Below are 25,474 nucleotides of genomic sequence, written 5' to 3'. Positions count from 1 at the left end.
TTGCTGCTGCAGGTTGCATCGGCCATGGTGCGGCGTGGCGTGCATCCTTTTATTTCTTTATTGGATGGCGAGCAGGCTTCGTGAGGGCCGCTCGCAGCGCGATCTTATGAGCGCTTGAGCCGGTATCCGGACGCATCCAGATCCCAGGTCTGTTCCGTGATGCCGCGTTCGCGCAGTTTGTACTTCTGGATCTTGCCGTTCTCGGTTTTCGGCAGATCGCGCGTGAGTTCGAGATATCTCGGCACGGCAAAATAAGGCAGGCGCGGTTCGCAGTAGCGGATCAGCTCCAGCGGATCGAGTCGTGCATCCTCGCGCAGGACGATCATCGCCATGACCTCGTCCTCGGCGAGCGAGGAGCGCACGGCATACACCGCCGCGGTCTCGACTGCCGGATGGGCGAGGATGACCTGCTCGACTTCAAAGGACGAGATGTTCTCGCCGCGGCGGCGAATCGCGTCCTTCTGGCGATCGACGAAGCGAAAGTAGCCGTCGGCCTCGCGCACGACGCGGTCGCCCGTGTGGAACCACAGATTGCGCCAGGCTTCGACCGTCTTTTCCGGCATACCGAAATAGCCGCTGGCAAACGCAAACGGCTCGCTGGCCCGCAAGATCAGTTCGCCAGGCTCACCGTCCGCTACCGGCTGGTCTACGTCGTTCACCACGCGCGCCTCGAAACCGGGCACCACCCGGCCCATATAGCCGGGGCGTTGGTGCTCGATGCCGCCACCAATGGCGAAGTTGGTTTCGGTCGAACCGTAGCCATCGAGCAGGGCGATGCCGCAGCGCGACGTGAAGGCTTCCTGAAACTGGGCCGGCACGCCAGGTGCCAGGGCGATGCGGACGTTGTGCTCGCGCTCGGCTGCCGTGACTTCCCGGCCGAGCAGGATCGGAACCATCGCGCCCAGCACATACGTCACGGTGGCGCGCGTTGCCACCAGCGCATCGAAGAAGCCGCTCGCGGAAAAACGGCGGTCTGCCACCAGCTCGGCGTCGTGGAGCAATGCCTGATACCAGCTATTGAGCGCATTGGTGTGGAACAGCGGCAGGCAGGTGTAGAGCACATCCCCCTCGCGAAGCCCGAGATGATTTCCCGTATAGCGCCCCCACCAATAAAACTGGGCATGCGGGCAAATCACGCCCTTGGACAGCCCCGAGGTGCCCGACGTGTACAAAATGGCCAGCGGGTCGCTGTCGGCCAGCGCCGCTGCCTCAAGCGCGGCACCGGGCGGCGGCATCGGCATGGACCGCCACTGGGAAGGCACCGGAGTTTCGTCCGACGCTTCCTCCAGTCGCTCGCCGATCAGCCAGATTTGCTCGAGCGCGAGCGCCTGGGCATTGAGCGCCGCCACCGCGCTGACCAGATGCGGCTCGGCCACCAACAGGCGTGCACCGGAATTCTTCAGAATGTGTTCGAGCTGCAGACCCCGCGAGGCGGTATTGATCGGCACCACCACCGCGCCCAGCCAGGCACAGCCGAGCACGATCTCCATGAACTCGGCCCGGTTCGAACACATCAGGGCCACCCGGTCGCCGCGAGTGACGCCCTGGGCTGCCAGGCTGCCGGCACGGCGCGCCGCCACGGCACAGGCATCGTTGGCAGTCCAGCGCGTCTGCCGATCCGAGAACAGCGCCGAGTCCCCCTGCCGCGCGGCACGCGCGGCCAGCAGTGCCGGCAATGTGTATTGACTCGCCACGCCAGATTCCACGCCGTCAAAATGCTTCACACTTGTCTCCATCGCACCACGTAATCATTCATGTGAGGCCCAGTATAGGATCGGGTAATATATACGTCAAATTGATCCAGATTATCTTCTGAATAAGTATGACTGATTTCAATAGCATCGATTTGAACCTGATGCGCGTCTTCCAGGTGATCCTCGAAGAGCGCAGCCTCACACGCGCTGGCAATCGCCTGGGGCTCTCGCAGCCTGCCATCAGTTATGCGTTGGGGCGCCTGCGCACATTGTTCGACGATCCGCTTTTCGTGCGCACCCCCGAGGGCATGCTGCCTACGCCCACCGCACAACAACTCGCGCAGCCGGTAGGGCGCGCCATCTCGTCGATCCGCGAGGCCCTGCGCCACACGGAACATTTCGACCCCGGCACCAGCGAGCGGGTATTTCGCCTTTCCATGACCGACATCGGAGAACAGGTCTTCCTGCCCCCGTTATGCGAAAAGCTGCAGCAGGTCGCGCCGCAAATGCAACTGGAGGTCAGGCAGGTGCCGGTGGCTCAGGTGGAAGAAACCTTGCGGCTTGGCCAGCTCGATTTCGCCATCGGCAATCTGTCCGCTCTCAGGCCGGTAACACGATATGCGCTGCTGTTTCATGAGGACTACGTGTGCATGACACGCAAGCGCCCCGGGCTGCCGGCGCGCAGCCTGTCCGCGGAGCGTTTTCTCGAGCTCTCCCATATCGCGGTGGCGCCAAGCGAAAGCAGTCACCGCAATATCGACGACTCACTGCGGGCCGCCGGCCTGCAGCGGCGTATCGCGCTTCAGGTGCCGCATTTCACCGTGACGCCCCAGATCCTGCAGCGCACCGACTGGATGGTCACGCTACCGCGACGCGTGGCGCAAGCGTTCAACCAGCACGGGCAGTTCACCGTTTATCCATTGCCGGTCAAGATTCCCAAGGTCGAAGTCACGGTGCACTGGCATGAAAGCTTCGACAATGACGAGGGTAACCAGTGGCTGCGCGAACAGATCATCGAGACCTTGAGAGAGTAGGCAGGCAGAGGAGCGCCCCAAGTGCGCCGCGCAACGCTCAGCCCGATCCAGGCGATCATGCAGAGACGAGTCGGTCTTGCGATGAAAGGCAATGGGGCGTTTAATTTACCCGGAGGAAGTCCGGGGAGGCTCCCATGGCGCGCTGCACAATTTGCGGGTTTGAGAATGCCATTGGCGCCAATTTTTGTGAGCAATGCGGCAACCGGCTGGCGCGCCTCTGCGCGCGCTGTGGCCACGAACTGAGCCCTGCGGCGCGCTTCTGTAACGCTTGCGGCGAGCCCGTCAGCGAAATACCGCAAGCCTCGTCCGCCGCCCCCGTTCATTACACTCCACCGCACCTGGCCGAGCGCATCCGGGCCGAGCAGGCGGCGCTGGAAGCCCGCGGAGAGACCGCTGGCGAACGCAAGACCATCACCGTGCTGTTTGCCGACATGGCGGGCTCGACCGCACTAATCCACGACCGGGACCCGGAAGAGGCAAACCGCCTGATTACCCCCGTCATCGAGCTGATGATGGAGGCCGTCCATTACTACGAGGGCTACGTGGCCAAGTCGTTGGGCGATGGCATCCTCGCGCTGTTCGGCGCGCCCATCGCCCATGAGGACCATACCCAGCGCGCGCTGTACGCGGCGCTGCGCATGCAGGAGGCGATGCGCCGGCACAGCGACCGGTTGCGGCTGGAGCAGGGCATCTCGCTGCAGATCCGGGTGGGCGTCCACACGGGCGAGGTGGTGGTGCGCTCGATCCGCAAGGACGACCTGCACACCGACTATGACCCGGTGGGGCACACGATCCACATTGCCGCGCGGATGGAGACGATGGCCGCGCCCTCGTCCATTCTCGTGAGCGAATCCGCCCACAGGCTCGCGCAGGGATACTTCGAGTTCAAGGCGCTGGGAGACGCCCAGGTCAAAGGCATCCCCGAGCCGCTCGCGGTCTATGAAGTGCTTGGTCTCGGGGCATTGCGCACGCGCTTGCAAGTGGCAGCGCACCGCGGCCTGGCCCGCTTCGTGGGCCGTGAAGCCGAACTGGAGGCGCTGCACCTGGCGCTGGACCAGTCCACCGCCGGACACGGGCAGATCGTCGCGGTGGTGGGGGAGGCCGGGGTCGGCAAGTCGCGGCTGTTCCACGAGTTCAAGGCGCGCTCGCAGAGCGGCTGCCTGGTGCTGGAGACCTTCTCTGTGTCGCACGGCAAAGCCTTTGCGTATTTGCCTTTGATCGAACTCCTGAGGAATTATTTCCAGCTCACTGCCCAGGACGACAAGCGGCGCTGCCACGAGAAGGTCGCGGGCAAGATCGTCACGCTGGAGCGCAGTCTCGAAGACCTCATGCCTTACCTGCTCTATCTGCTGGGCATCAGCGAGCTCGGCTCGGCGCTGGCGGACATGGGCGCCAGCCTCCGGCGCGAGCGCACGTTCGAGGCCATCACGCGCCTGCTGGTGCGCGAGAGCCTGAATCAGCCGGTCGAGCTGCTGTTCGAGGACCTTCAGTGGCTGGACAGCGAGACCGAAGCCTTTCTCGCTTACTTCATCGAGCGAACGGCGCAAGCCCGGATTCTGCTGCTGGTGAACTACCGCCCCGAGTATCAGTGCGCCTGGGGGCACAAGGACAATGGCACGGCATTGCGGCTCGACCCACTTGGTCCAGCCGAGGCGCAAGGCTTGCTCGGCGACTTGCTGGGCAATGACCCTAGCCTCGCGCCGCTCAGGCAGCTCATCCTGGAAAAAACCGAGGGCAATCCCTTTTTCATGGAGGAGGTCGTCCAGACCCTGGCCGAGGAGAAGGCGCTGCTCGGTGAACCCGGCCATTACCGCATCGAAAAGACCCCGGCCGCGCTGCATATTCCGACCACGGTACAGGGCGTGCTCGCGGCGCGCATGGATCGGTTGCCACTCGCGCAGAAGGAACTGCTGCAGACCCTGGCCGTGATCGGCAAGGAATTCCCCTTGAGCCTGATCCGGCAGGTCACCGGGCAGTCGGAGGAGCGCCTCTATCCACTGCTGGCCGGCCTGCAGGCCGGAGAGTTTATCTACGGGCGGCCGGCATTCCCGGAAGTCGAGTATGCGTTCAAGCACGCCCTCACCCAGGAAGTCGCAGGCCACTCTCTGCTCTCGGAACAGCGCGGTGCGTTGCATGAGCGCACAGGCCGGGCCATCGAGATCCTCTTCCGGCATCACTTGAGAGACCACTGCAGCGAACTGGCACATCACTACAGTCTCAGCGGCAACATCCCCAAGGCGGTGGAGTACCTGCATTGCGCCGGGCGCCAGGCCCTTGAGCGCTCGGCGCATCTTGACGCCATCCGTCACCTGAGTACGGCGCTGGAGCTGCTCAAGCGCCTGCCCGACGCGCCCGAACGCGCACGCCAGGATCTTGCCTTGCGCGTCACCCTTGGCCCCGCCTTGATTGCTGCGAGGGGTTATGCCTCGTCGGAGGTGGAGGCCAACTATGCCCGAGCCCTGACCTTGTGCGAACACAGTGGTGAAACCCCGCAGCTGTTCCAGGTGAAGTTGGGATTGCGCACTTTCTTTTCACTTCGTGCGCAGCATCACACGGCGTATGAATTAGGGGAGGCGCTGCTCGGGTTGGCTGAGAACGCACAAGACCCGGTGTTGCTCGAACACGCTCATATCGCGCTGGGAGGATCGTCGCTCTTTCTCGGCAAGTTCCCACAGGCCCGGGCTCACCTGGAGCGGGGGCTTGCCTACTATGACCCTGAACGGCGTCAGGCCCATGACGCACTCTATGAGATGGACCATGGCGTCCGTGGACTCTGCCTTCTGGCATGGGTCTTATGGCTGCAGGGCTTTCCGGCTCAGGCCAGCAAGGCTGGCCAGGCGGCGCTGGCGCTGGCCCGCAGGCTTGCTCATCCTTTCAGCCTCGCACTTGGCCTGGCCTTTGCCGCTGAATTGCATCAACTGCGGCATGAGGCGGAACTGGCGCGGGAGTGCGCCGACGCCACCATCACGCTCTCGACCGAGCAAGGATTTCCGTTCTGGCTCGCATGGGGAACCATCTTGCGGGGTTGGGCGCTGGCCGAGCAGGGGAGCAGCGAGGAGGGCATTGCCCAGATACGCCAGGGCCTGGCCGCCTACCAGGCCACGGGCGCTGAGCTGGGGCGGCCCTATTTCCTGGCCCTGCTGGCCGAGACCTACCAGAACGCCGGCCAGGCGCAGGCGGGACTGGACGTGCTGGCTGACGCGCTGGCCACGGTCGGCAACACGGGGGAATGCTTCTTTGAAGCGGAGTTGCATCGGCTCCAGGCGGAACTGCTTCTCCATCGCCCGGACGGGGCCCCTGACCACGAAGCGGCGGCAGCGTGCTTTCATCGGTCCATCGCCATTGCGCGCCAGCAAGGCGCGAAGTCGCCAGAGCTGCGCGCGGTGCTGGGCCTGGCTCGGCTGTGGCAAGACCAGGGCAAGGCGGAAGCAGCGCGGCAGATGCTGGCCGGCCTGCATGAGTCCTTCACGGAAGGGTTCGACACCGCTGAGTGGCAGCAGGCCAGGGCACTGCTGGATGCTGCGCGACCATCCGGCCAGCGCGACTGAGAAGCGCTGGCTCACCTCGTCAAGCGAGGTATGCTCCCTTCTCGAAATTGCCCGCCAGCAGGCTGCCGAATCCCGTGGGACGATCCGCCAGGCCGAGCGTGCGCAAGCAGTGCCAGAGCAGAGCCTGGTTACTGGTGATGACGGGTTTGCCGGTTCGCTCGATTGCTTCGATGACGTCGCTGATCTGGATGCCGGCGCAACTGATCAACATCGCATCGGCGTTGTCGGTATCGAGTTGCCGCGCCAGGTCAGCCCAGTGCGAGGCAGGAAACGAGCCCTGCTGAATCGGCGTGGAACAAGGGTCCGCGATTTCGCAGACGACTTCGACACCGTGTCGGGCGAGGAACGCGATTTCCATCTCGACCACCTCGCGCGGATAGGGTGTCATCAGTGCGACACGGCCCGCGCCGACCGCATGCAAGGCGGCGAGAATGGCGTCGGTGGTGGTGACCGAGCGGATGCCCGTTGCGTCGAAGATGCGCTGGTTGATGACTTGGGCCCCGACCGCCATGCTCGCTGCCGTGCAATTCATGGCGATCAGGCTGACCCCGGCGGTGGCCAGCAGCGCGGCGTGAGACTCCACATCGGCGACAACGGCCTTGTCGCTTTCCAGCGAGGTGCGCGCGAACGGCATGCGCGTGGTCACGAACTGCACGCCGGGTGGCGCCATCCGTTGCACTTCGAAGTCGCACAGTCCGCCGGACGGGTAAAGGTGGCCAATGCGTGCCCGATAGCCAAAGCCAAGACTCATGTTGCTTTCCTGTTGACAGAGACGGCCGGCACCGTCTCGTGCGCGAGCGACGCCGGCCAGTTTCCGGGAGTTACTTCGTGCCTCGGGCGTGCTTCACATGCTCGGGTGTCGGCGCGATGTACACCGCCAGCGCCGCCAGTACCGCGGCTGCCGAAAACATGACGAAGTTCCACACCGGATTCACGTTCAGCCCTGCCATATAGCCGCCCAGCACCGGACCTGTCATGGCACCGAAGCGGCCGACGCCAACCGCCCAGCCGGTCGCGGAAGCGCGGGCATGCGGCGCATAGTAGTTCGCGATATAGCCCAGCAGCACCAGCGCCACGGCAATGCTGCCAAAGCCGGCGAGCGCGACCAGTACATAGTTGACCAGCAACACATTCTTTTGCGAGAGCGCGAAGATCGACACGGCCCCGACCAGGAAGCTGGCAGCGATGGTCTTGCGCGGTCCGAAGTAATCGGCGATCCGTCCGATCATCACACCACCGATTGCCGCGGCGACGTTGAAGACCGCGAAGAACGACAGGCTGGAGCCAAGGTCATAGCCGCTCTTGCGCATGATCTGCGGCAGCCACGTGCCCAGGCCATAGACCACCGTGATTGCCATGAATTGCGCGGCCCACAGGCAGATCGTCCCAAACGCGTTCTTGCGCGAGAAGACCTCGGTGAACACGTCTTTCAATGGCGTGCGCGGCGTGTCGTCATGCGCCGGCGTAGCGCTTGCGGAGGGCGCGGAAGGCGCCTGCACACCGAGACGCTCGGCGAGCGCCTGGGCCTCCCGATGCCGGTGCTTGCCGACGAGGAACTCCAGCGATTCCGGCAGCCATAGCATCAGGACCGGAATGAACAGCAGCGGCAGCGCGCCGATGGCCACGATGGCGCGCCATCCGTATTGCTCCATGTACGCCATGCCCGCCAGTGCCGAGACTACCGCGCCGATCGGGTAGCCCGAATACATCAGTGCGAAATTCAGGTTGCGGCGCCAGGGCGGTGAGTATTCCACCGTGAGTGCGGCGGCGACCGAGATGACACCACCGAGGCCCAGCCCGCCGATGCCGCGGATCAGGGCAAAGATTGCCGGCGTCGGGGCCCAGACCGCTGCCAGCATCGACAGCGAGAACAGCGCCACGCAAGCGATCAGGAGCTTTTTCCGGCCCGTGAGGTCGCTGAGCGGGCTGATGAGGTAAGCGCCGAACAAGGTGCCTACCAGCGCGGCGCTGCTCATCTGGCCGAGTTCGAGGGGGGTGAGCTTCCACTGCGGATCGTTGATCAGCGCCGGGACGATGGTTCCCATCACGCCGATGTCGTAGCCCTCGGAGAGGATGGCGCCCCAGCAGAGGAGCAGGACGAGATAGGTGGTCCGCTGCGGCACGGATCGGGTGGTTTCGGAAGTACCAACTGCATGCATGGCGAAGACTCCAGGGGCGGCTTGGATGGGGGCGATAGCTGCCGGCGGGTGGTGCGGCAGGCCTTCATGAGCGGCAGGCGAATAAATAGTAGTATTCGTTTATATGCGTGCGGCATCAGGACATACCCTAGGCGCAGGCGGAACAGCCCGTCATCACCACGTTGGACGTCACGCCCGGGTGTCGCCTGGGCCAGTTCTCCACGCACAGCTTGCAAGAGCAATGCCGGCGCGTTGCCGACTTTGGCGTTGCTACCCGGAAATCGGCGGAGTTTCAGGTGCGACCGGCGTCCTTCCATGCCGGCAGTCGTCGGCCGGCATGGAAGAAGGATAGTGCTGCGGGGAGAGAAAGAATCAGGGCGCGAAGGGGAAACGGAATGCGGGGCCGCGAGGTGCGGTGCGCGCTACCTGATGAGTATCATTTGTTATTCGAAGGGGCCGTCGGCCGACCCCTTGGCGCGCTCAGGATGCCGCGGAGGTTGCCAGGTCCTTGCGCGAGCGCGTCGCACGGCCCTTGCCGCGGGGCGCGGCTTCCCTGGTTTCCTCCGGCCCCAGCATCATGTCCGTCATCAGGGTGGCGATCGCCTCCAGGTCGCGCGTATCCCCGATGCGGCTGTTGATGGCGAAGCCGTCGTAGGCCATCCACAGGATGTGGGCCAGCAGCCGGTCCGAGGCCAGGTGGGCGCGCTCGGGCGGCAGGCTTTCCAGGACCAGCTCAGTGATCGCGACTTCGCACTGTTCCAGCAGGTTGTTGGGCTTGGGTGTGTCCTTGGGGGCACTGGCAAGCGCTTCGATCATCGCGTTGGCGAAGGAATGATCGGCGGCGGGAATGTCACCCCACAGGCCGACGAGAATGCGCCGCAGCCGCGTGCGGGGCGTCGGGAATTTCTGCACCGACTCGCGCAGGCTGTCCACGCGAGCGAGCAGCCACGGCGTATAGATCTCGTAGAAGATCAGCAGCTTGGAATCGAAGTACACGTACAGGTTTGCCACGGTCATGCCGGCCGCGCGCGCGATCTCCGACATCGTTGTCGCCGTATAGCCCTTGCGGCAGAACAGATCGAACGCCGCCGCGAGAATCGCCTCGCGCATCCCTGGTTTCTTGACTTGTGGCATTGCCCTTCCTTCCCGCCCGCTGCCGGGCCGTCTTCCCATCTGACGTGTGTACCTGGTGCATCTGATGCCCCAACGTGGTTCGGTATTGTACCAAGGCGGGGCACGAGTGACGACGGAGCTGTCTGGATGCAGGTCTCTGTTATTTTGCCTTGACTTTTCCTCGCCTCAAAATAAAATGGCATTCATTATTTGACGGCGAGTCCCATCGCCGATGTCCCCATCCAGGAGGAGATGCGCAATGACATCGCAGCAGACGTTCTTCACTGACCGCTACCCGGAACTAGGCAAAGGTCCGGTCCCGGTCGAGCCTTATATCTCGCCCGAGTACTACGAGCGCGAAAAGGCCCAGATCTTCAAGAAGACCTGGCTGCAGGTCGGCCGCGTGGAAGAGATCCCCAATCCGGGCGACTACTTCGTCAAGGAACTGGCGGTCTGCGACACCGAGATCATCGTCGTGCGCAACAAGCAGGGTCAGATCCGCGCCATGCATAACGTCTGCGCGCACCGCCTGAACCAGGTCGTCTATGAAAAGTGCGGCAACACGCGCAAGTTCTTCTGCAAGTTCCATGGCTGGGCCTATGATCTCGACGGCCGCCTGACCGGCGTGCCGGAGGAGGGCTGCTTCTTTGACATGCAGCGCGAAGACTATGGCCTTTCGCAAGTCTCTTGCGACGTCTGGCAGGGATTTATCTTCGTCAATATGCAAGCCAAGCCGGAACAGACGCTGGCCGAGTTCATGAAGCCGGTCTATGGCGATGTGGAGGGTTATCCGTTTGACAAGCTGACTTGCGCGTTCCAGTGGACCAGCGTTGTCAACTGCAACTGGAAGCTCGCTCTCGATGCTTTCCAGGAGGCGTATCACGTTGCCTACGTCCACGGAAATTCCATCGCGGATGCGATCGACAAGGGCGATGGCGGCAGCATGCGGCCACTGGATGTCGTCTGTGGGGACCTGCACCGGCGCCTGTCGCTGGCGGGGAACCAGAAGTCGGTCTACGGTAACCCGAAGGCGGTGACCAGCGGCGGCGCGGCCGCGGCGGAAGCCCTGGCGGAATCCGCGGCATCGCGCCCGATCGCAGCAGCGGCCTTGCGCGCCGGTATGGGCAGCGCCAAGCATGAGTTCCCGCTGGAGGCCCTGCCCAAGGGCGTCAACTGGACCCAGAGCAAGAACTGGCTGTTCGACATCAACGTCATCTTCCCGGACTTCTACGTCTCATTGCGGCCGAACTATTACCAGGCCTACACCTTCCGCCCGATCGCGCACAACAAGATGTTGTTCGAGGGGCGCGTGTACTACCCCGAGATGACCACCGCCGGCGGGCGCTTCTTCCTCGAATACATGAAGGTCGCCCTGCGCGACGTACTGCTGGAGGACATGAGCACGCTGGAACGTACCCAGGCAGCGGCGGAAACCGGCGCCAAGACGCACATGATCCTGCAGGACAGCGAAATCCTCGTCCGCCATGGCGCCCACGTGGTCGACCGCCTGGTCGGCGCAGAGCAATAAGAGATAGCGGAGCGAAGTCATGGAAGAAAAGATCATCAATACCGGCGGCCTGCAGACGCAACGCACGGCGGCCTTGCCCGAGCGGTTTGCGCACCTGAACGCGATCGCGCACTGGAGCTTGCCGACCGAAACCGCGCGCAATATCCAGCGCCACCGCGCCTCGATGGAAGAGATCCGCGCTTTTGCGCAGACCATGCTGAGTGAGTTGGACGCGATTACCGCGTACCTGGACACCTTCGAACCCGGCGCGATGCCGGCGGAGGCCCAGGCGCTGATGAACCTGCTGCTGTCGCTGGCGGAGGTGGCGCCGGCCGTCGAGTTCTACCGGCAACAGGCGGTGATCGATGGTTTCGATCCGCGCCGCTTCGTGGCCGACGAGGCTTTCAAGCTGGCCCCGGCGCTTTGATCGCCCCAGTCGCAGAGGAGTCCATCATGCCGAAATGCCGAGTGTTCGCCATCGACAACAACCTGAAGGAAGTGGTTGCCGATGGCCTGTACATGAAACATATGTTTGGCGAAACGGTCAGCGTTGCCGTCGTCAAGTTCGTCGAGACCGCCGGCAGGGACCTGCCAGCGAAATCCCACCAGCATGGCGAGGAAGCGTCGCTGCAGTTCTCGGGAGCCTGCTCCGTATTTGAAGGGCTGGGCGAAGCCGGCGACCACGAGACCGTCATGGAGCAGGGCGATGCGCTGCTGATCCCCGCCGGCCTGATGCACTACGGCAGCAATCGCTTCGAGCCCGCCGGCGTCAGCATGCGGCTGAACGTGGTGACACCCGCCCGCAAGGAGTATGGCGCCGAGGATACGGTGCCTTACTACCCGCTGGCCGACCGGGGAGAGCAGGGAGAGCGGGCATGAGCGCACAAGGACATCCCGACGCCGGGGCACGCACCAGCCAGGCGCTTTGCCGTCGCGTGGCGGCCGGGTCTTCGACCTCGACCGGACCGACGCGCCATGAAGCCAGCGGCGACGCCTTCGACATCGCCATCCACGTGCTCAGCCAGGGCCAAACACTGAGCGCTGCGGCCGGTCAGGCGGGCGAGGAAGTGGCTGCGGTGCTGGAAGGCGCATTCACGATCGAGGCCGCCGGCGAGACTTATCGCCTGTCGAAAGGGGAGGGAATCATCATCCCCAGTGCCGAGCCCCGCTGCTGGACCTGCGACACCGAGGGCGGGCGCCTGTATCGCGTCATCAACCGCACCTCATCGGGCGCTCAAGCCGGAGCCGCAGCATGAACACGCCCGAACACATCGTCATCGTGGGCGCTGGCCATGCCGGCGGGCGCGTCGCACAACATTTGCGCGCGCTGGGCTACGACCAGCGCCTTACCCTCGTGGGAGAGGAGCCGCACGCACCGTACGAGCGGCCGGCATTGTCGAAAGAGCTGCTCAAGGGCGAGCGCTCCGCGGCGGAGCTCGTGCTGGGCCCTTCCGATTTCTGGATGGATGGCAGCGCGGTCGAGCATGTGCGCGGACGCGCGAGCGCGCTGGACGCCGAGGCCAGGCTGTTGACCCTGGGCGACGGCAGCACGATCGGCTTTGACCGGCTGGTCGTTGCGACCGGCGGGCGCGCGCGTGCGCTCAACATTCCGGGGGCGAACCTTCCGGGTGTTGTCACCTTGCGCACCATCGATGACAGCCTTGCGTTGCGCGAGATGCTTGCGCCCGGCCGGCGCGTGGCGATCGTCGGGGCCGGCGTGATCGGCATGGAAGTGGCCGCCAGCGCCACGGCGCTTGGGGCGGACGTGACCGTGCTCGAGGCAGGGCATCGCATTCTCGCGCGTTGCCTGCCGCCCGCGGCCTCGGAATGGCTGCATGGCTTGCACACGGGCAACGGCACGCGCATCGAGACCGGCGTGCAGGTCAGCCGCATCGAGCGCGACGGCACCGCCCTGCGTGTCCAGGTCGCGCGCGATGGCGATAGCTGGGCCCTGGCCGCGGATGTCGTGCTGGCGGCAGTGGGCATCGACAGCGACGTGGATTTCCTCCAGGGCACCGGCATCGCCAACGAGCATGGCGTTCCGGTGGGCGCGGATTGCCGCAGTCCTATCGCGCCGTGGTGCTTTGCTGCCGGCGATGTGGCGCTGACCTACAGCCCGTTGTACCAGCGCGCCGTGCGGCAGGAGACCTGGCGCAATGCCGAGAACCAGGCACAAGCGGTGGCCGGCTTCATCCTTGGCCGTACCGAGCCGTACGTCGAGGTCCCGTGGATGTGGACCGACCAGTTCGGGCACAACATCCAGGTTGTCGGGCAACCCGGCGACGCCGACGAGATCATCGTGCGCCACGGCGTGTCCGGGGATCCCGCCACCATGCTGCTGTTGCGCGGCGAGCAAGTCGTTGGCGGTGTCCTGATCAACAACGGGCGCGACCGCAAGCACCTCGAAGCGCTGGTGCGCAACGGCACGCGGGTCGAACGGAGCCGTCTCGCCGACACCGCGGTCCCGCTCAAGGCGCTGGCGTCATGAGCGCACCCACCACCGAACAGCGGCTGGCGCGGCTTGAGGCCGTCGAGGCGATCCGGGCCCTGAAGGCCCGCTATGCCTCCCTGGCCGATGCCAAGTACAGGCCCGACTACACACGCCTGGCGGACGACGCCATGCGCGAGGTGGCGTGGGAGCAGGCGCTGTGTTTCACCGAGGACGCCATCTGGGAAGGCGGGCGGGGATTCGGCGATTCGCTTGTCGGCCGGTCACAACTGCATGACTGGTTCCAGCGATCGCCCTGGTGCTTCGCGGTGCACTACTACGGCAGCCCGCAACTCAATATCGACGGCGATCGCGCGCAAGGCGTCTGGCGCCTCTGGCAGCTGGCCTTGCGCGAAGACAACCACGATGCCGTCCTGCTCGCCGCTACCACGCACGAGGACTACTGTCGCGACGCCGATGACGACTGGCGCTGCTGCCGCATGCGCTTTGCCGGAATCCACATGACATCGCTGGGGCAGGGCCCCATGCCGCTGGTGGCGACGCTGGCGGGGTTGGACAGCAGGATGGCAGACCGGGCGCGGCACGTGTGAGCCACGCGCCTGAATACATTTGGGAGGAAGCAACATGATTGCCGAGGAAGCAAATCCGGTCCGCGAACCACAGGCACGCGAAAACGTCATCCGCTGGTATCGCGCCGGCGAGCTCGGTGCCTTGTTTGCCGCCGGCGATTGCCATGGCCTGGATGTCGACGGCCATCGCATCGGGCTGTTCAAGGTCGATGAAGCGGTCTATGCGCTGGATGACATCTGCACACACGGCAACGCGCTGCTGTCGGACGGCGAAATGGACGGACATGGCATCGAATGCCCGCTGCACGCCGGGCTGTTCGATGTGCGCAACGGGCGAGCCATGTGTGCGCCGCTGACCCGCGATGCCCGTTGCCATGCGGTGAAGGTCGAAGCCGGCGTGGTCTATGTTGCCGCGCCGGAGAAGTCATGAACGCTGTCGCTGACACGATTGCCATGTCCGCAGGCAACACCGCCCAGCCTCGCATCGCCGTGATCGGCACCGGCGGTACCTTTGCCATGCACGCCCGGCACCGCTTCGACTGGGTGGAATACGGCGAGAGTGGCGTGGTCCACCCTATTGAGAAGTTGCTGGATGATCTCGGCAGCCTTGGAGATGTGGCAGATGCGGTCGAACTGGTGCCGGTACCGTTCCGCGCGCTGGGCAGTACCGGCATCACGCCGGCGGACTGGTTGGCGCTGGCGCGCCTGATCGAGGACTCCGCGCGGCGCGATCCGGGCCTGGCCGGCTTTGTGATCACACACGGCACCGCCACGCTGGAAGAGACGGCATGGTTCCTCGACCTGGCGCTCACGCTCGACCAGCCCGTGGTCATCACAGGCGCGCAGCGCCCCGCGAACACGGCGGGCAGCGATGTGCCGGCCAACCTGCGGGCGGCACTCGCGGTGGCGCAGTCCGGCGCGGCGCGCGGCGCCGGCGTGCTGGTCGTGATGGACGGGCATATCTTCGCCGCCCGGGACGTCACCAAGGCCGCCAGCTTCGATCTCAATGCCTTCGAGGCGCCACCGTTCGGCCCGCTTGGCCGCGTCGAGGCCAGCGGCGCCGTGACCATGCGGCGGCTGCCGGTGCGGCGCCGGGTCCTGCCCCCGTTGGACCTGGCGAACCTTGAAGCATTGCCGCGCGTGGACATCGTCATGTCGTATGCCGGCGCCGACCGCACCGCGATCGATGCGCTGGTGGCTGCCGGCTGCGCGGGCCTTGTCAGCGCGGGACTGCCGCCTGGCCGGCCGGCGAATGCCGAGGCACAGGGCCTGGCCGATGCCGTACGCGCTGGAACAACCGTGGTCCAGTCCACCCGCGCGTCGCGCGGCATGGTGCCGCCGCAGGCGTTCCTGCGCGCCGCCGGTGTGCTGGCGGGTGGCGACCTGTCGCCGCAGAAACTGCGCATCTTGCTGATGCTGGCGCTGACGCAGACCCGCGATCCTGGGTTGCTGCAGCAGTGGCTGCTTGAGAACTGAGTTGCCCCACAACACACATAAGGAGACAGCGATGTCCGAACTCGATATTCATCAACTGCTCGACCTGGTGAACACCCGTCAGGTGGAAACCGGCGACGCACGCGTGCGCGCCATTACCGCGCGTATTGTCAGCGACCTGTTCCAGACCATCGACGAATTCGACGTCAGGCCGGACGAATTCTGGGCCGCAACGAAGTGGCTGACCCGGCTGGGCCAGGCCGACATGGTCGGCCTCATTACCGCCGGCCTGGGCTTCGACCGGCTGCTCGATATTCGCGAGGACGAGGCCGACCGCGCGGCCCAGCGCGCGCTGGGCACGCCGCGCGCGATCGAAGGCCCGCTCTATATTGCCGGCGCGCCGCTGCACCAGCATGAGGTGAAGCTCGATGAAGGCAACGAAGGCAAGGGCCAACCGCTGGTGATGGAAGGCCGCGTCCTCGACGTGCAGGGCAATCCTGTCCCGAACGCGGTGGTCGATGTCTGGCATTGCAACGAACTGGGCCGCTATTCCCATTTCGACCCGGATCAGCCGGACTATAACCTGCGCCGGCGCATCCAGACCGACGGCGAGGGCGCCTACCGTTTCCGCAGCTTCCTCCCGCCGGGATACGCCATTCCGCCGAACAGCCCGGTCTCCGAACTCTTCGCACTGCTTGGCCGCCACGGGAACCGCCCGGCCCATATCCATTTCCTCGTCTCTGGCGGCGCAAAGCGCGCCCTGACCACGCAGATCAATATTCCGGGCGACACCTTCCTGGATGACGATTTTGCGTTCGCCACCCGCGACGGGCTGGTCGTTGAGCTGGAAACGGTGCAGAGCGCGGCAGGCTATGAATCCCTCGGTGTGCAGGCGCCATTCACCCGCGTTCGCTTCGATTTCCGCTTGCAGGACGTGCTCAACGAGGACGAAGCCACGCCCGCCAGCCGCTACGCCAGGGCCGCGTGATTCATGCCATTCGGATAACGCTTCAACTGCTACCGCCATTCCCGCTAAAACCTCTTCGGAGCACATAAGCGGGAATCCAGCGTCTCCAGGAGGTCAAGGGTCCCCGCTTTCGCGGGGACGACGGTGGGTCGTCCTCTTCCGCAAAGCATCGACCACAGCACTGAGAAACAGGGAAACGCAAATTGACTAACTACGGGCGAACGTTACTTGCTGTTCTTTCGGCGGCCCCTCTGATGGCCGCCGCGCAATCGGTCACGATCTACGGTGTGGTCGATACCGGCGTGGAGTACGTGAACAATATCGGCGCACCCAAGAGTAGCGTGGTCCGCATGCCAAGCCTGACAGGGACGGTGCCCTCACGGTGGGGAATGCGGGGGAGCGAAGACCTCGGTGGGGGGCTGAAAAGCATATTTGTGCTGGAGTCCGGCTTCGCTCCGGATTCCGGCGTGTCCAACCAGGGTGGGCGCCTGTTTGGCCGGCAAGCGCTGGTAGGCCTGTCGGGCAACTGGGGCCAGGTTGCGTTCGGCCGGCAGTACACCATGCTGTTCTGGGCCATGCTCGATCCGGACATCCTTGGACCGAACGTCTACGGGTCCGCTTCACTGGATAGCTATATCCCCAATACGCGCGCCGACAACGCCATCTCCTACAAGGGCACGTTTGGCGGGCTGACGTTGGGCGCAACCTATAGCTTCGGTCGCGACACGGTCAACGCCGGACCGAGTCCCTCCGGCGCCAATTGCGCTGGCGAGAACGCGGCCGATCCGCGGGCATGCCGGGAATGGTCTGCCCTGCTGCAATACAGCACCGACTGGTGGGGCGTTGCCGCGGCCTACGATTCGCTGCGCGGTGGTCCCGGCGCGTTTGGCGGCCTGACCAAAAGCAGTTTCACGGACGATCGCCTGTCGCTCAATGGCTACTTGATTCTCGCGAAGACCAAGCTAGGGCTGGGCTGGCTGCGTCGCGATAACGATAGCAGCCCGACACCGCGTAGCGATCTCTGGTATGCCGGCGCTGCCTATGACATCACGCCAGCGTTCACACTCGCCGGCCAGGTCTATTACCAGAGGTACCACCACAGCGACAACAAGGCCATGCTGTACGCATTGCGCGGCAGCTACGCTTTCTCCAAACGCACCTCGGTGTACGCCACTGCCGGCTTTATCGACAACGGCGGTCAGCTTGCCGCGTCGGTCAGCGGCGGGCAGACCGGCTCCAATCCCGTCCCCGGCGGCAATCAGTTCGGCACCATGATCGGCATCAAGCACGTCTTCTAGACGCTGCGATCTCGCCGCTCCACGGAACGCATGGAAGCCTCACTGAAAACGGAGCTGCGCAACTAATGAAGCTATGCTCATTCCGAAACAGCTCGGCAAGCCGACGCGTACGGATCGCAACTGCGCTGAAGGGCGCTAGTCTTGATATTGTAGAAGTCGACCTATCAGCTGGTGAGCAGCTCAGTCATGAGTACCGTTCCGTTAACCCGCAAGGCTTGGTGCCGGCGTTGATAACGAATGACGGGCTTGTGATTACGCAATCGCTTGCCATCATGGCTTGGTTGGATGCCAAATTTCCAAAGCCGGTATTGCTTGGCCTGACCCAGGCATGTCGCGTGAAAATTCTGGAGTTCGTTAGTGTCGTTGGCTGCGATGTTCACCCGCTTCAGGGGCTAAGGCTTTCGCGATGGCTTGACCAAGCCGGATCGCCACCGGAAGCCTTTTCGGTCATTGCCAGACGCGCTATATCCGATGGATTGGCGACTTGCGAGCATCTCGTTCATGGCGGAACCACAAGGTTTTGCTTCTCCAATGAACCTTCGGCTGCAGATATCTGGCTGATTCCGCAGCTGAATAATGCAAGGCGGTTCGGAGTTGACCTTACCACCTATCCGAGACTGGTCGGCATCGAACAGAGTTGCCTTGCATTGGCTGCGTTTCGCGACCCTTAACGACTTCCGCACATGCAAACGTGCTGCTTGTCCGACTCACGGCGCGCCAGGCAAAAGCGGCCTGCAGCGAATTTCTGCAGCGTCGATTTCCGTCTGCGGGATGCGCTGAGCGAGGACGAGGTCACGCCAGCCGGTCGCTGTGTGTCGGAGGCGTGATCCCCTGAAAGCCGCCCTCATGAGCGAGGGACACACGTGTCCGGACGCTGCTTGACGGCTGCCGTCGTATCTTTGTTGTGGTCGCCGCATGCCAGTTCTGGCCCCCTTGCGGCCCTGTCTCCATCCCCCTTCTGGCCACACCTTCTCCGGGCAGTGCACCAAATTGCCCTTCGTCCGCTGATTGCGCGGCGAAGCATCGGTGTGCGCCTGCCATCGCTCAAATGAATGTTCAAATGCGCCTCTTCGGAGGCTCTTTGGCCTTGTCGGGCGGGCGGCGCACCTCAGGACGGTGACGACAAAAGCCTGCGTGGAGAGCAAGGTCGGACGAGCGCTATTGGTGTTGCCGTTCACTGTTGGTTGCCGCCCTGTATGGCGCTGACGTCAGCGGGTCAGCCGTTGTGTTGGCGTACACTTTTGGTTGCCGCGATTCCCGCCCCCGATCACACAGATACCTCATCATGAAGCTGCATCAGTTTCGCGCATTGGTTGCGATCGCCGATAGCGGCAGCATTCGAAATGCCGCCCGGAATACGGACTACTCACCAGCCGCAATCACCAAAGCTGTGCGTGAGCTGGAAGAGGAGGTGGGGGTTACCTTGATCGTCCGCGAGACCACGGGAATCACGCTGACACAAGCGGGCCAGGTCCTGCTCGAGCATGCGCGTTTCACAATGGCGGCTATCGCACGCGCTCGCGATGAAATGGAGGCCTTCGTCAGTCAGCGTAAACGAACCCTCAAGGTTGCAGTGCCGTCATGGCTTGGCATGACACTGCTGGGGGAGATCATTGCCCGCTTTCAGACGCTGATGCCAGAGACCCAGCTCGAATTTTTCGAGAGCTTTCCGTCCCTGACCTTGCCAAAGCTTCGTGACGGTACCCTGGACCTGTCGATCGGGCGGTCTTATTCGCCAGCGCCCGCCGAGTTCAATCAGCTGTCGCTGTTCTCGACGGGATACGCCGTGGTGGCACGGGCGGGGCATCCCTTGGCGTCATGCCGTTCGCTCCAGGAGCTTGCCGGTGCCAGCTGGATCCTCAGCCGCAACTACAAGGGTGAGGACGGCGCCTTCCAGGCTGCGTTCCAGGAGTATTGCGACCGTTGCGCTCCCCGGATCCATATATCGCATTCGAGTGCCGTTGCAAACAGCCTGATCGCCCGGACCGACCTGCTCAGCCTGATGCCATGGCCAATGGCAGAGCTGCTTGTCGCAAAGGATGGGCTGTGTGTGCTTCCGATCCGGGATGCGCTGGCCGATGCGGAAATCACGATTACCTACCGGCGCGGCGTTCCGCTCAGTGCGCCGGCGAAATGCTTTATCGAGGCGACGATAGCGGTGATCCGCGAGTCAGAGCATTCCACGGACGCGGATAAACGCCGGTTCTTCCATACCGTGGAGTGCCTGCTCAAGGACAAGGACAACATTCCGGCTGAAGGGTAGGAAAGTAGGCGTCATTCCCCGAAATCCCCATCCTGCCATTCGCGAGCATTCATGCTCATCCCCATTCAGGTGCGGGCCGAATAGTGAAATGGCACCAGGCATGTGCCCGGGGCCGGCGATGCTCGCCGGGACCCGTGAAGCACATCATTTTTCCTTTGAAGGGATACGCACATTCCATAGCGTTTGGCAAGCCAGTGGACAGCGTGCCAAGGCAAGCGTCCGGTGTTCCGAGAAGCCGCCACGTTGACGTTCTTAAAAACGAGGGCCACTATTTATTGCGTGGTGACGACAGTGTCATCACCAGTTCAACACGGAGACAGATGTGCCCCAGGACGCAATCACAGCCGACGCGGCGATCCGCAAGAAAGCGAAGAGCTCATCCCGAGGAAGCATCATTGCGGTTGTGGCCGGCAATGCGCTTGAGTTCTACGACTTCACTGTTTATGCCTTTTTCGCCGTATTCATCGGCAAGGCATTCTTTCCTTCCTTCTCGCCCGCCAGTCAACTGATTGCATCGGTCGCCGTGTTCGGCGCCGGATTCGTCGCGCGGCCGCTCGGCGGGATCCTTATCGGTGCCTATGCGGACCGGGCGGGGCGCAAGGCCGCGCTGACCCTCACGATCGGCCTGATGGCCCTAGGTACGGCCATTATCGCGTTTACGCCGACGTACCAGTCGATCGGGCTTGCTGCCCCCGTCCTGGTGGTCATTGGCCGCCTTCTGCAGGGCTTCTCCGCGGGCGGTGAAACCGGACCCGCCACGACCTACCTGCTAGAGATGGCTTCGGAGGGCCGCCGGGGCTTCTATACGAGCTGGCAGCTTGCCACCCAAGGCATTGCCGCATTGCTTGGCGGCATGGTTGGCTACATCGTGTCCTCGGTGATGTCGGAAAGCGCGCTCGCGGCCTGGGGATGGCGGATTCCGTTTGTCGTCGGCCTGCTGATCGCCCCGGTTGGCCTGTATATCCGAAACAAGCTGCATGAGACGCTGGATGCCGAGAGTGCCGTCAAGGATACCGGCGAGCTGATCTCGACCATTGTCCGCGGCCATCTGCCCGATCTGCTGATCGCATGCTGTGTGCTGATCGGCCCGACCGTGACCGTCTACATCGTCGGTCATTACATGACCTCGTATGGCATTCGCGTGCTGCACCTTCCCACGTCGACTTCCATGCTGGTGGGACTGACTACCGGAGCGGTCGGGATCGTCACCTCGCTGTTCGCGGGTCTCCTCTATGACCGTTACCCACGGTCCAGGCTGATCGTGCTTCCGCAGTTCATTTCCGTGATCGCGATCCTGCCCGTGTTCTCCTGGGTGATCGAGCGTGGCAGCGGCAGTGTGTTCCTGACCATGATTGCCGTGCTGACCTTCTTCCGCGTGCTGATGGCGCCGTTTCATCTCTGCTTCATCCCGGAGATTTTTCCGAAGGCGGTTCGCAGCACCTGCGTATCGATCTGCTACAGCGTTCCCACCACGATCTTTGGCGGCAGTGCGCAACTGGTCGTCGCCTGGATGGCCAGCGTGTTCCCCAATCCCATGAGCCCTGCCTGGTACCTGGTCGCTACCAATGTCGTATCCCTCGGTGCGGTGTTCTGGCTGTATCTCCGTCGGAACCGGAAGGCAGAGGGATGCGCCGGCACGCTGGACCGGCCGGTCCGGGTCTGAATCGACACCAAGCAGGAGGTCCAGGGGATGGAGCGTTCAGGGAACATGCACAAGATTGACCAGGAAATCGCCGAGCGAATCGAGGCTTACCGTCCGCTTTGCTCGCATCTGAGTGATCGTCTTTGGGATTTCGCGGAAACGGCGTACGACGAGCATGAGTCGGTCGAACTCCAGGTCCGCGAACTCGAAACGAACGGCTTTCGCGTGACGCGAGACGTGGCGGAGATTCCTACCGCGTTTATCGCGGAAGCGGGCAGCGAGGGGCCGGTCATTGGTTTCCTTGGCGAGTACGACGCATTGCCCCAACTGAGCCAGGAAGCGGACGTCACGGCGCGGGCTCCGCGCGTCGCCGCGGGAAATGGACACGGTTGCGGGCACAATCTGCTGGGTGGTGCCACGCTTCTGGCTGCCCTCGCGGTGAAGGACTGGCTGCAGAGCACCGGGCGCCCCGGGCGGGTGCGGTACTACGGATGCCCGGCGGAAGAGGGTGGCGCCGGGAAGGTCTTCATGACCCGGGCCGGTGCCTTCGACGGACTCGACGCGGCCCTGACGTGGCATCCGGCCAGCATCCTTGCCATCGACGCGATGGCCACGCTTGCGACCATCCATGTCCGCTTCACGTTCTCCGGCGTAGCCGCGCACGCCGCGGCCGCTCCGCACCTCGGGCGCAGCGCCCTGGACGCAGTGACGCTGATGAACGTGGCGGCCAACTACCTAAGGGAACATATCCCTAGCGATGCACGGCTGCACTACGCCATCCACGATACCGGAGGCATTGCACCGAACGTGGTGCAGGCGAGGGCGGAGGTGGTTTACCAGCTTCGCTCCCCGGAGCTTGCCGTGGTGCAGTCGATCATGGAGCGCCTGCGCAAGATCGCGCAAGGCGCCGCCATGATGACCGGTACCTCGATGGCGTATCGCATTGAGCGGGCGATGTCCAATATGCGCCCCAACAATGTCCTGTCCGAGCTGATGTATGCGCGGATGCAGGCGCTCGGGCCCACGCCCTTCGACGACGCCGATCGCGCCTTTGCGGCCCGGATGCAGGCAGCCATTTCTCCGGAGGAAGCGAAGGCGAGCCTGCAGATATTCGGCGCCCAGCGGCTGTCGGGGGTGCTGCATGAGGGCGTGCTGCCGGCGGAGGTCATGCCGGCGGTCCTCAGCGCCTCGACGGATGTCGGCGACGTGAGCTGGGTTGTGCCGACGGCACGGTGCCTCGGCGCGTGCTTTGCGCTCGGTACGCCCTTCCATTCCTGGCAGCTTGTCGCACAGGGCAAGGCGTCCGTGGCCCACAAGGGCATGACCCACACGGCAAAGATCATGGCAGCAACCGCTGCCGGACTGTTTACCGATCCGGAAACCCTCGCACGGGCACAGGAGGAGTTCCGGCAAGCAGCGGCCGAGCATCCGTACCAATGCGCGATTCCGGATGACGTCCGGCCACCCGTGATCAAGCCTGCAGCCCGGCTACGCGGCACGATGCGTGGTGCCTTCCCAAATCAATATGCAGGAGTCAGCGCGTGAGAGCAGAAGGACAAGGACACACGGACCTCGTCGGCAACGTGATCGAGGCCAGGCGGGACGCCTATGTCGCGCTGGCGGACCGTATCTGGGATCTTGCGGAGACGCGCTGGCAGGAATTTCAGTCGGTCGAGGCCCAGATTGAATTGCTTGAGCGCGAGGGCTTCCGCATCACGCGCAATCTTGGCGGGCTGCCCACCGCGTTCATGGCTGAGGCCGGCGAGAGCGGTCCCATTGCGGGATTCCTGGGGGAGTACGACGCATTGTCGAACATGAGCCAGGAGCCGGGGGCCGTCGAGGCGCGCCATCTCTGCGAAGGGGCCAGCGGACATGGCTGCGGCCATCACTTGCTTGGCGTGGGCGCGATGCTCGCTGCCGTCGCCGCCCGGGATGGCAACGCCCGGCATGGCCGGGCGGGTATCGTTCGATACTATGGCTGCCCGGCGGAGGAGGGCGGAGCTGGGAAAGCCTTCATGGCCCGCGAAGGCGTTTTCGACGATCTCGATTTTGCGTTGACCTGGCATCCCGGGCCTTTCTCCGGAATCTTCAAGTACAAGGCGCTCGCTGTCATTCAGGCTGCATTCCGTTTCTCGGGCATTGCGTCACACGCCGCGGCATCGCCGCACCTGGGCCGGAGCGCGCTCGATGCTGTCGAGCTGATGAACGTCGGGGTGAATTTCCTGCGCGAGCACATGCCCCAGGAGGCCAGGGTGCATTACGCGATCACCGACGCAGGCGGCAAGGCGCCCAATGTCGTGCAGGAGAAGGCAGAGGTGCTCTATGTCGTGCGCGCGCCGGATATCGTGGGGGCGCGTGAGCTGTTCGAGCGCGTCCAGCAGATCGCAGAGGCGGCGGCGTTAATGACCGAGACATCTGTCACGATGGAGTTTGACCGGGCCTGCTCAAATGTCATTCGCAACGGCGTCATCGAGAACCTGATGATGCGCAATCTCGAGGCGCTGGGCAGTCCGCCTTTTGACGAGTCCGACCACGCTTTTGCCGCGCGGCTGGAAGCCAGTTTCACCGACGAGGATCTGCGTGAGTGCATGGCTTCATATAACGGCCCGGCAAACGCCCGCGGGCTGTGGCAGGCGCCGCTTGCGCTGGCAGGCGAGCCTGGCACCTTGACGGGGTCCAGCGATGTGGGCGACGTGAGCTGGATTGCGCCGACGACCCAGTACCTCGGCGCTTGCTACGCCGTGGGAACCCATATGCACACCTGGCAGCTCGTTGCCCAGGGCAAGCTGCCGGCTGCCCATAAGGGAATGCTGCACGCTGCCAAGGTCATGGCGGCGACCGCCCTGGATATGTTCCGACATCCGGAGTGGATTGCCGAAGCAAAGGCAGAGCACCGGTGGCGCACTGGTGGGCGCAGCTACATCAGCCCGATTCCGCCGGACGTTATTGCGGCGCCACTACGAGGCCGCTGAGTTGGCCTGGTTCTCTGATATTCATTCTTCGTGTCATGACATTCTCGTACTTCCTCACCGCCCCCAATCCATCCGATCCTACGCTGCGTCTTGATTCCGGGCAGATATCGCAACTGGCCAATACCGTCCGCATGACGCCGGGGCTGGTACGCGCGGAGCTATATACGCCTGCCGAAGTGCAGACCTACCACCGCGACGGATCCGGACCGATGCTTGCCTTGCGGCTGGAATTCGCCACCCTGCCGGAACTTGAGTCCCAGGTTTGTCGGGGCGGGTTTCTGTACCGCGAATTTGGCGCATCGACCTTGCTCGCTCAGCCAGGCATGCGCGTGAATCACCAGGCGATGCTGACGCGCAATTTCCACCGCTTGAATCCCGTAGGTCTGGAAACCGAACTCTGCAGCTATCTGGTCCATTACCCCGGGGCTGCGGAAAACCTGAATGACTGGCTCGGATACTACCTGAGGCACCATCCGCAAATCATGCGGGAATATCCTTCCGTGTGCCAGATCAACGTCTTCACGCGCGTTGACTGGTACGACGATATGCCATGGGAGCGGGTGGACTACATGCAAAGGAATATGCTGTCCTTTCCCTCTGCCGAGGCGTTGCTGGCAGCGCTTGGTTCACCGGTGAGAGACAAGATGCGGGCGGATTCCGCATCGTTCCCGGCATTTAGTGGCGGTGCGATTCATTACCCGATGCTCACCCGGGTCATCACGCCGTAATTCACTGGCCGCCCGCGGTCGGGCGGCAGCATTTTCCCCTCAATTCAAATGGGCCGGCCTTGGTTTTCAAGGCCGTGGGGGGCTTCGTCCGTTGAAAACAATAACTTGTCCGCACGGC

Annotated in this window: 22 protein-coding genes; 18 read left to right on the top strand and 4 right to left on the bottom strand. The window is 63.8% G+C overall.

The features are described from left to right. Positions 1-104: 104 nt before the first annotated feature. Complete coding sequence (locus tag DN412_RS10315) at positions 105-1,724, bottom strand: ATP-dependent acyl-CoA ligase (RefSeq protein ID WP_244222616.1); 1,620 nt, start codon at positions 1,722-1,724, stop codon at positions 105-107. Between the two features lie 98 nt (positions 1,725-1,822). Between DN412_RS10315 and DN412_RS10310 the strand changes: the two genes are divergently transcribed. Further along, positions 1,823-2,728: a LysR family transcriptional regulator gene (locus DN412_RS10310; RefSeq protein WP_115014615.1), complete on the top strand. Its 906-nt coding sequence runs from the start codon at positions 1,823-1,825 to the stop codon at positions 2,726-2,728. Positions 2,729-2,862: 134 nt separating this feature from the next. Further along, entirely contained in the window at positions 2,863-6,276 is a 3,414-nt protein-coding gene (locus tag DN412_RS10305; RefSeq protein WP_115014612.1) for an adenylate/guanylate cyclase domain-containing protein, read from the top strand. A gap of 19 nt (positions 6,277-6,295) precedes the next feature. Here DN412_RS10305 and DN412_RS10300 read toward each other — a convergent pair whose 3' ends face one another. From DN412_RS10300 to DN412_RS10290, 3 genes are all read right to left on the bottom strand, one after another. After that, a complete protein-coding gene (locus DN412_RS10300; RefSeq protein WP_115014610.1) occupies positions 6,296-7,027 on the bottom strand; it encodes a maleate cis-trans isomerase family protein in 732 nt (243 codons plus the stop codon). Positions 7,028-7,097: 70 nt separating this feature from the next. After that, on the bottom strand, positions 7,098-8,435 hold the full coding sequence (locus DN412_RS10295) for an MFS transporter (protein ID WP_115014607.1): 1,338 nt from the start codon (positions 8,433-8,435) through the stop codon (positions 7,098-7,100). Between the two features lie 459 nt (positions 8,436-8,894). Then, on the bottom strand, positions 8,895-9,548 hold the full coding sequence (locus DN412_RS10290; protein WP_115014604.1) for a TetR/AcrR family transcriptional regulator: 654 nt from the start codon (positions 9,546-9,548) through the stop codon (positions 8,895-8,897). 238 nt (positions 9,549-9,786) lie between these two features. Between DN412_RS10290 and DN412_RS10285 the strand changes: the two genes are divergently transcribed. The 16 genes from DN412_RS10285 (at position 9,787) to DN412_RS10210 (ending at position 25,356) form a co-directional block, all read left to right on the top strand. After that, positions 9,787-11,055, top strand: a complete 1,269-nt coding sequence (locus DN412_RS10285; protein ID WP_115014601.1) for an aromatic ring-hydroxylating oxygenase subunit alpha — start codon at positions 9,787-9,789, stop codon at positions 11,053-11,055. Between the two features lie 19 nt (positions 11,056-11,074). Then, on the top strand, positions 11,075-11,461 hold the full coding sequence (locus DN412_RS10280; RefSeq protein ID WP_115014598.1) for a hypothetical protein: 387 nt from the start codon (positions 11,075-11,077) through the stop codon (positions 11,459-11,461). Positions 11,462-11,487: 26 nt separating this feature from the next. Next, positions 11,488-11,913 carry a cupin domain-containing protein gene (locus DN412_RS10275; RefSeq protein WP_115014595.1) on the top strand — a complete coding sequence of 142 codons (426 nt, stop codon included), beginning with the start codon at positions 11,488-11,490 and terminating at the stop codon, positions 11,911-11,913. Further along, the gene (locus DN412_RS10270) at positions 11,910-12,290 is read left to right on the top strand and encodes a cupin domain-containing protein (RefSeq protein ID WP_115014592.1); all 381 of its coding nucleotides are present in this window, start codon (positions 11,910-11,912) and stop codon (positions 12,288-12,290) included. The genes DN412_RS10275 and DN412_RS10270 overlap by 4 nt, the downstream gene beginning before the upstream one ends. Beyond that, complete coding sequence (locus tag DN412_RS10265; RefSeq protein ID WP_115014589.1) at positions 12,287-13,522, top strand: NAD(P)/FAD-dependent oxidoreductase; 1,236 nt, start codon at positions 12,287-12,289, stop codon at positions 13,520-13,522. Before DN412_RS10270 ends, DN412_RS10265 begins: the two co-directional genes overlap by 4 nt. After that, the gene (locus DN412_RS10260) at positions 13,519-14,073 is read left to right on the top strand and encodes a nuclear transport factor 2 family protein (protein ID WP_115014586.1); all 555 of its coding nucleotides are present in this window, start codon (positions 13,519-13,521) and stop codon (positions 14,071-14,073) included. The genes DN412_RS10265 and DN412_RS10260 overlap by 4 nt, the downstream gene beginning before the upstream one ends. A gap of 34 nt (positions 14,074-14,107) precedes the next feature. Beyond that, complete coding sequence (locus tag DN412_RS10255; RefSeq protein ID WP_115014582.1) at positions 14,108-14,482, top strand: non-heme iron oxygenase ferredoxin subunit; 375 nt, start codon at positions 14,108-14,110, stop codon at positions 14,480-14,482. Next, a complete protein-coding gene (locus tag DN412_RS10250; protein ID WP_115014578.1) occupies positions 14,479-15,528 on the top strand; it encodes an asparaginase in 1,050 nt (349 codons plus the stop codon). Before DN412_RS10255 ends, DN412_RS10250 begins: the two co-directional genes overlap by 4 nt. 31 nt (positions 15,529-15,559) lie before the next feature. Next, complete coding sequence (locus DN412_RS10245; RefSeq protein ID WP_115014573.1) at positions 15,560-16,474, top strand: dioxygenase family protein; 915 nt, start codon at positions 15,560-15,562, stop codon at positions 16,472-16,474. A gap of 182 nt (positions 16,475-16,656) precedes the next feature. Next, complete coding sequence (locus DN412_RS10240) at positions 16,657-17,751, top strand: porin (protein ID WP_115014570.1); 1,095 nt, start codon at positions 16,657-16,659, stop codon at positions 17,749-17,751. 65 nt (positions 17,752-17,816) lie between these two features. Continuing rightward, on the top strand, positions 17,817-18,422 hold the full coding sequence (gene maiA, locus DN412_RS10235; protein ID WP_115014560.1) for a maleylacetoacetate isomerase: 606 nt from the start codon (positions 17,817-17,819) through the stop codon (positions 18,420-18,422). A gap of 614 nt (positions 18,423-19,036) precedes the next feature. Next, positions 19,037-20,014 carry a LysR family transcriptional regulator gene (locus tag DN412_RS10230; protein WP_115014558.1) on the top strand — a complete coding sequence of 326 codons (978 nt, stop codon included), beginning with the start codon at positions 19,037-19,039 and terminating at the stop codon, positions 20,012-20,014. A 322-nt stretch (positions 20,015-20,336) separates the two neighbouring features. Beyond that, positions 20,337-21,677 (top strand): MFS transporter, encoded by a 1,341-nt coding sequence (locus DN412_RS10225; RefSeq protein WP_115014556.1) that lies wholly within the window; start codon positions 20,337-20,339, stop codon positions 21,675-21,677. Between the two features lie 45 nt (positions 21,678-21,722). Further along, entirely contained in the window at positions 21,723-23,201 is a 1,479-nt protein-coding gene (locus tag DN412_RS10220) for an amidohydrolase (protein WP_167471080.1), read from the top strand. Next, positions 23,198-24,628, top strand: coding sequence for a M20 family metallopeptidase (locus DN412_RS10215; protein ID WP_115014552.1), 1,431 nt, complete (start codon positions 23,198-23,200; stop codon positions 24,626-24,628). The genes DN412_RS10220 and DN412_RS10215 overlap by 4 nt, the downstream gene beginning before the upstream one ends. Before the next feature lie 35 nt (positions 24,629-24,663). After that, positions 24,664-25,356, top strand: coding sequence for an ethyl tert-butyl ether degradation protein EthD (locus DN412_RS10210; RefSeq protein WP_115014550.1), 693 nt, complete (start codon positions 24,664-24,666; stop codon positions 25,354-25,356). Positions 25,357-25,474 lie beyond the last annotated feature (118 nt).

The organism is Cupriavidus lacunae (genome assembly GCF_003353055.1).
GTDB lineage: Bacteria > Pseudomonadota > Gammaproteobacteria > Burkholderiales > Burkholderiaceae > Cupriavidus > Cupriavidus lacunae.
This window is presented reverse-complemented; position numbering and strand designations above follow the sequence as displayed.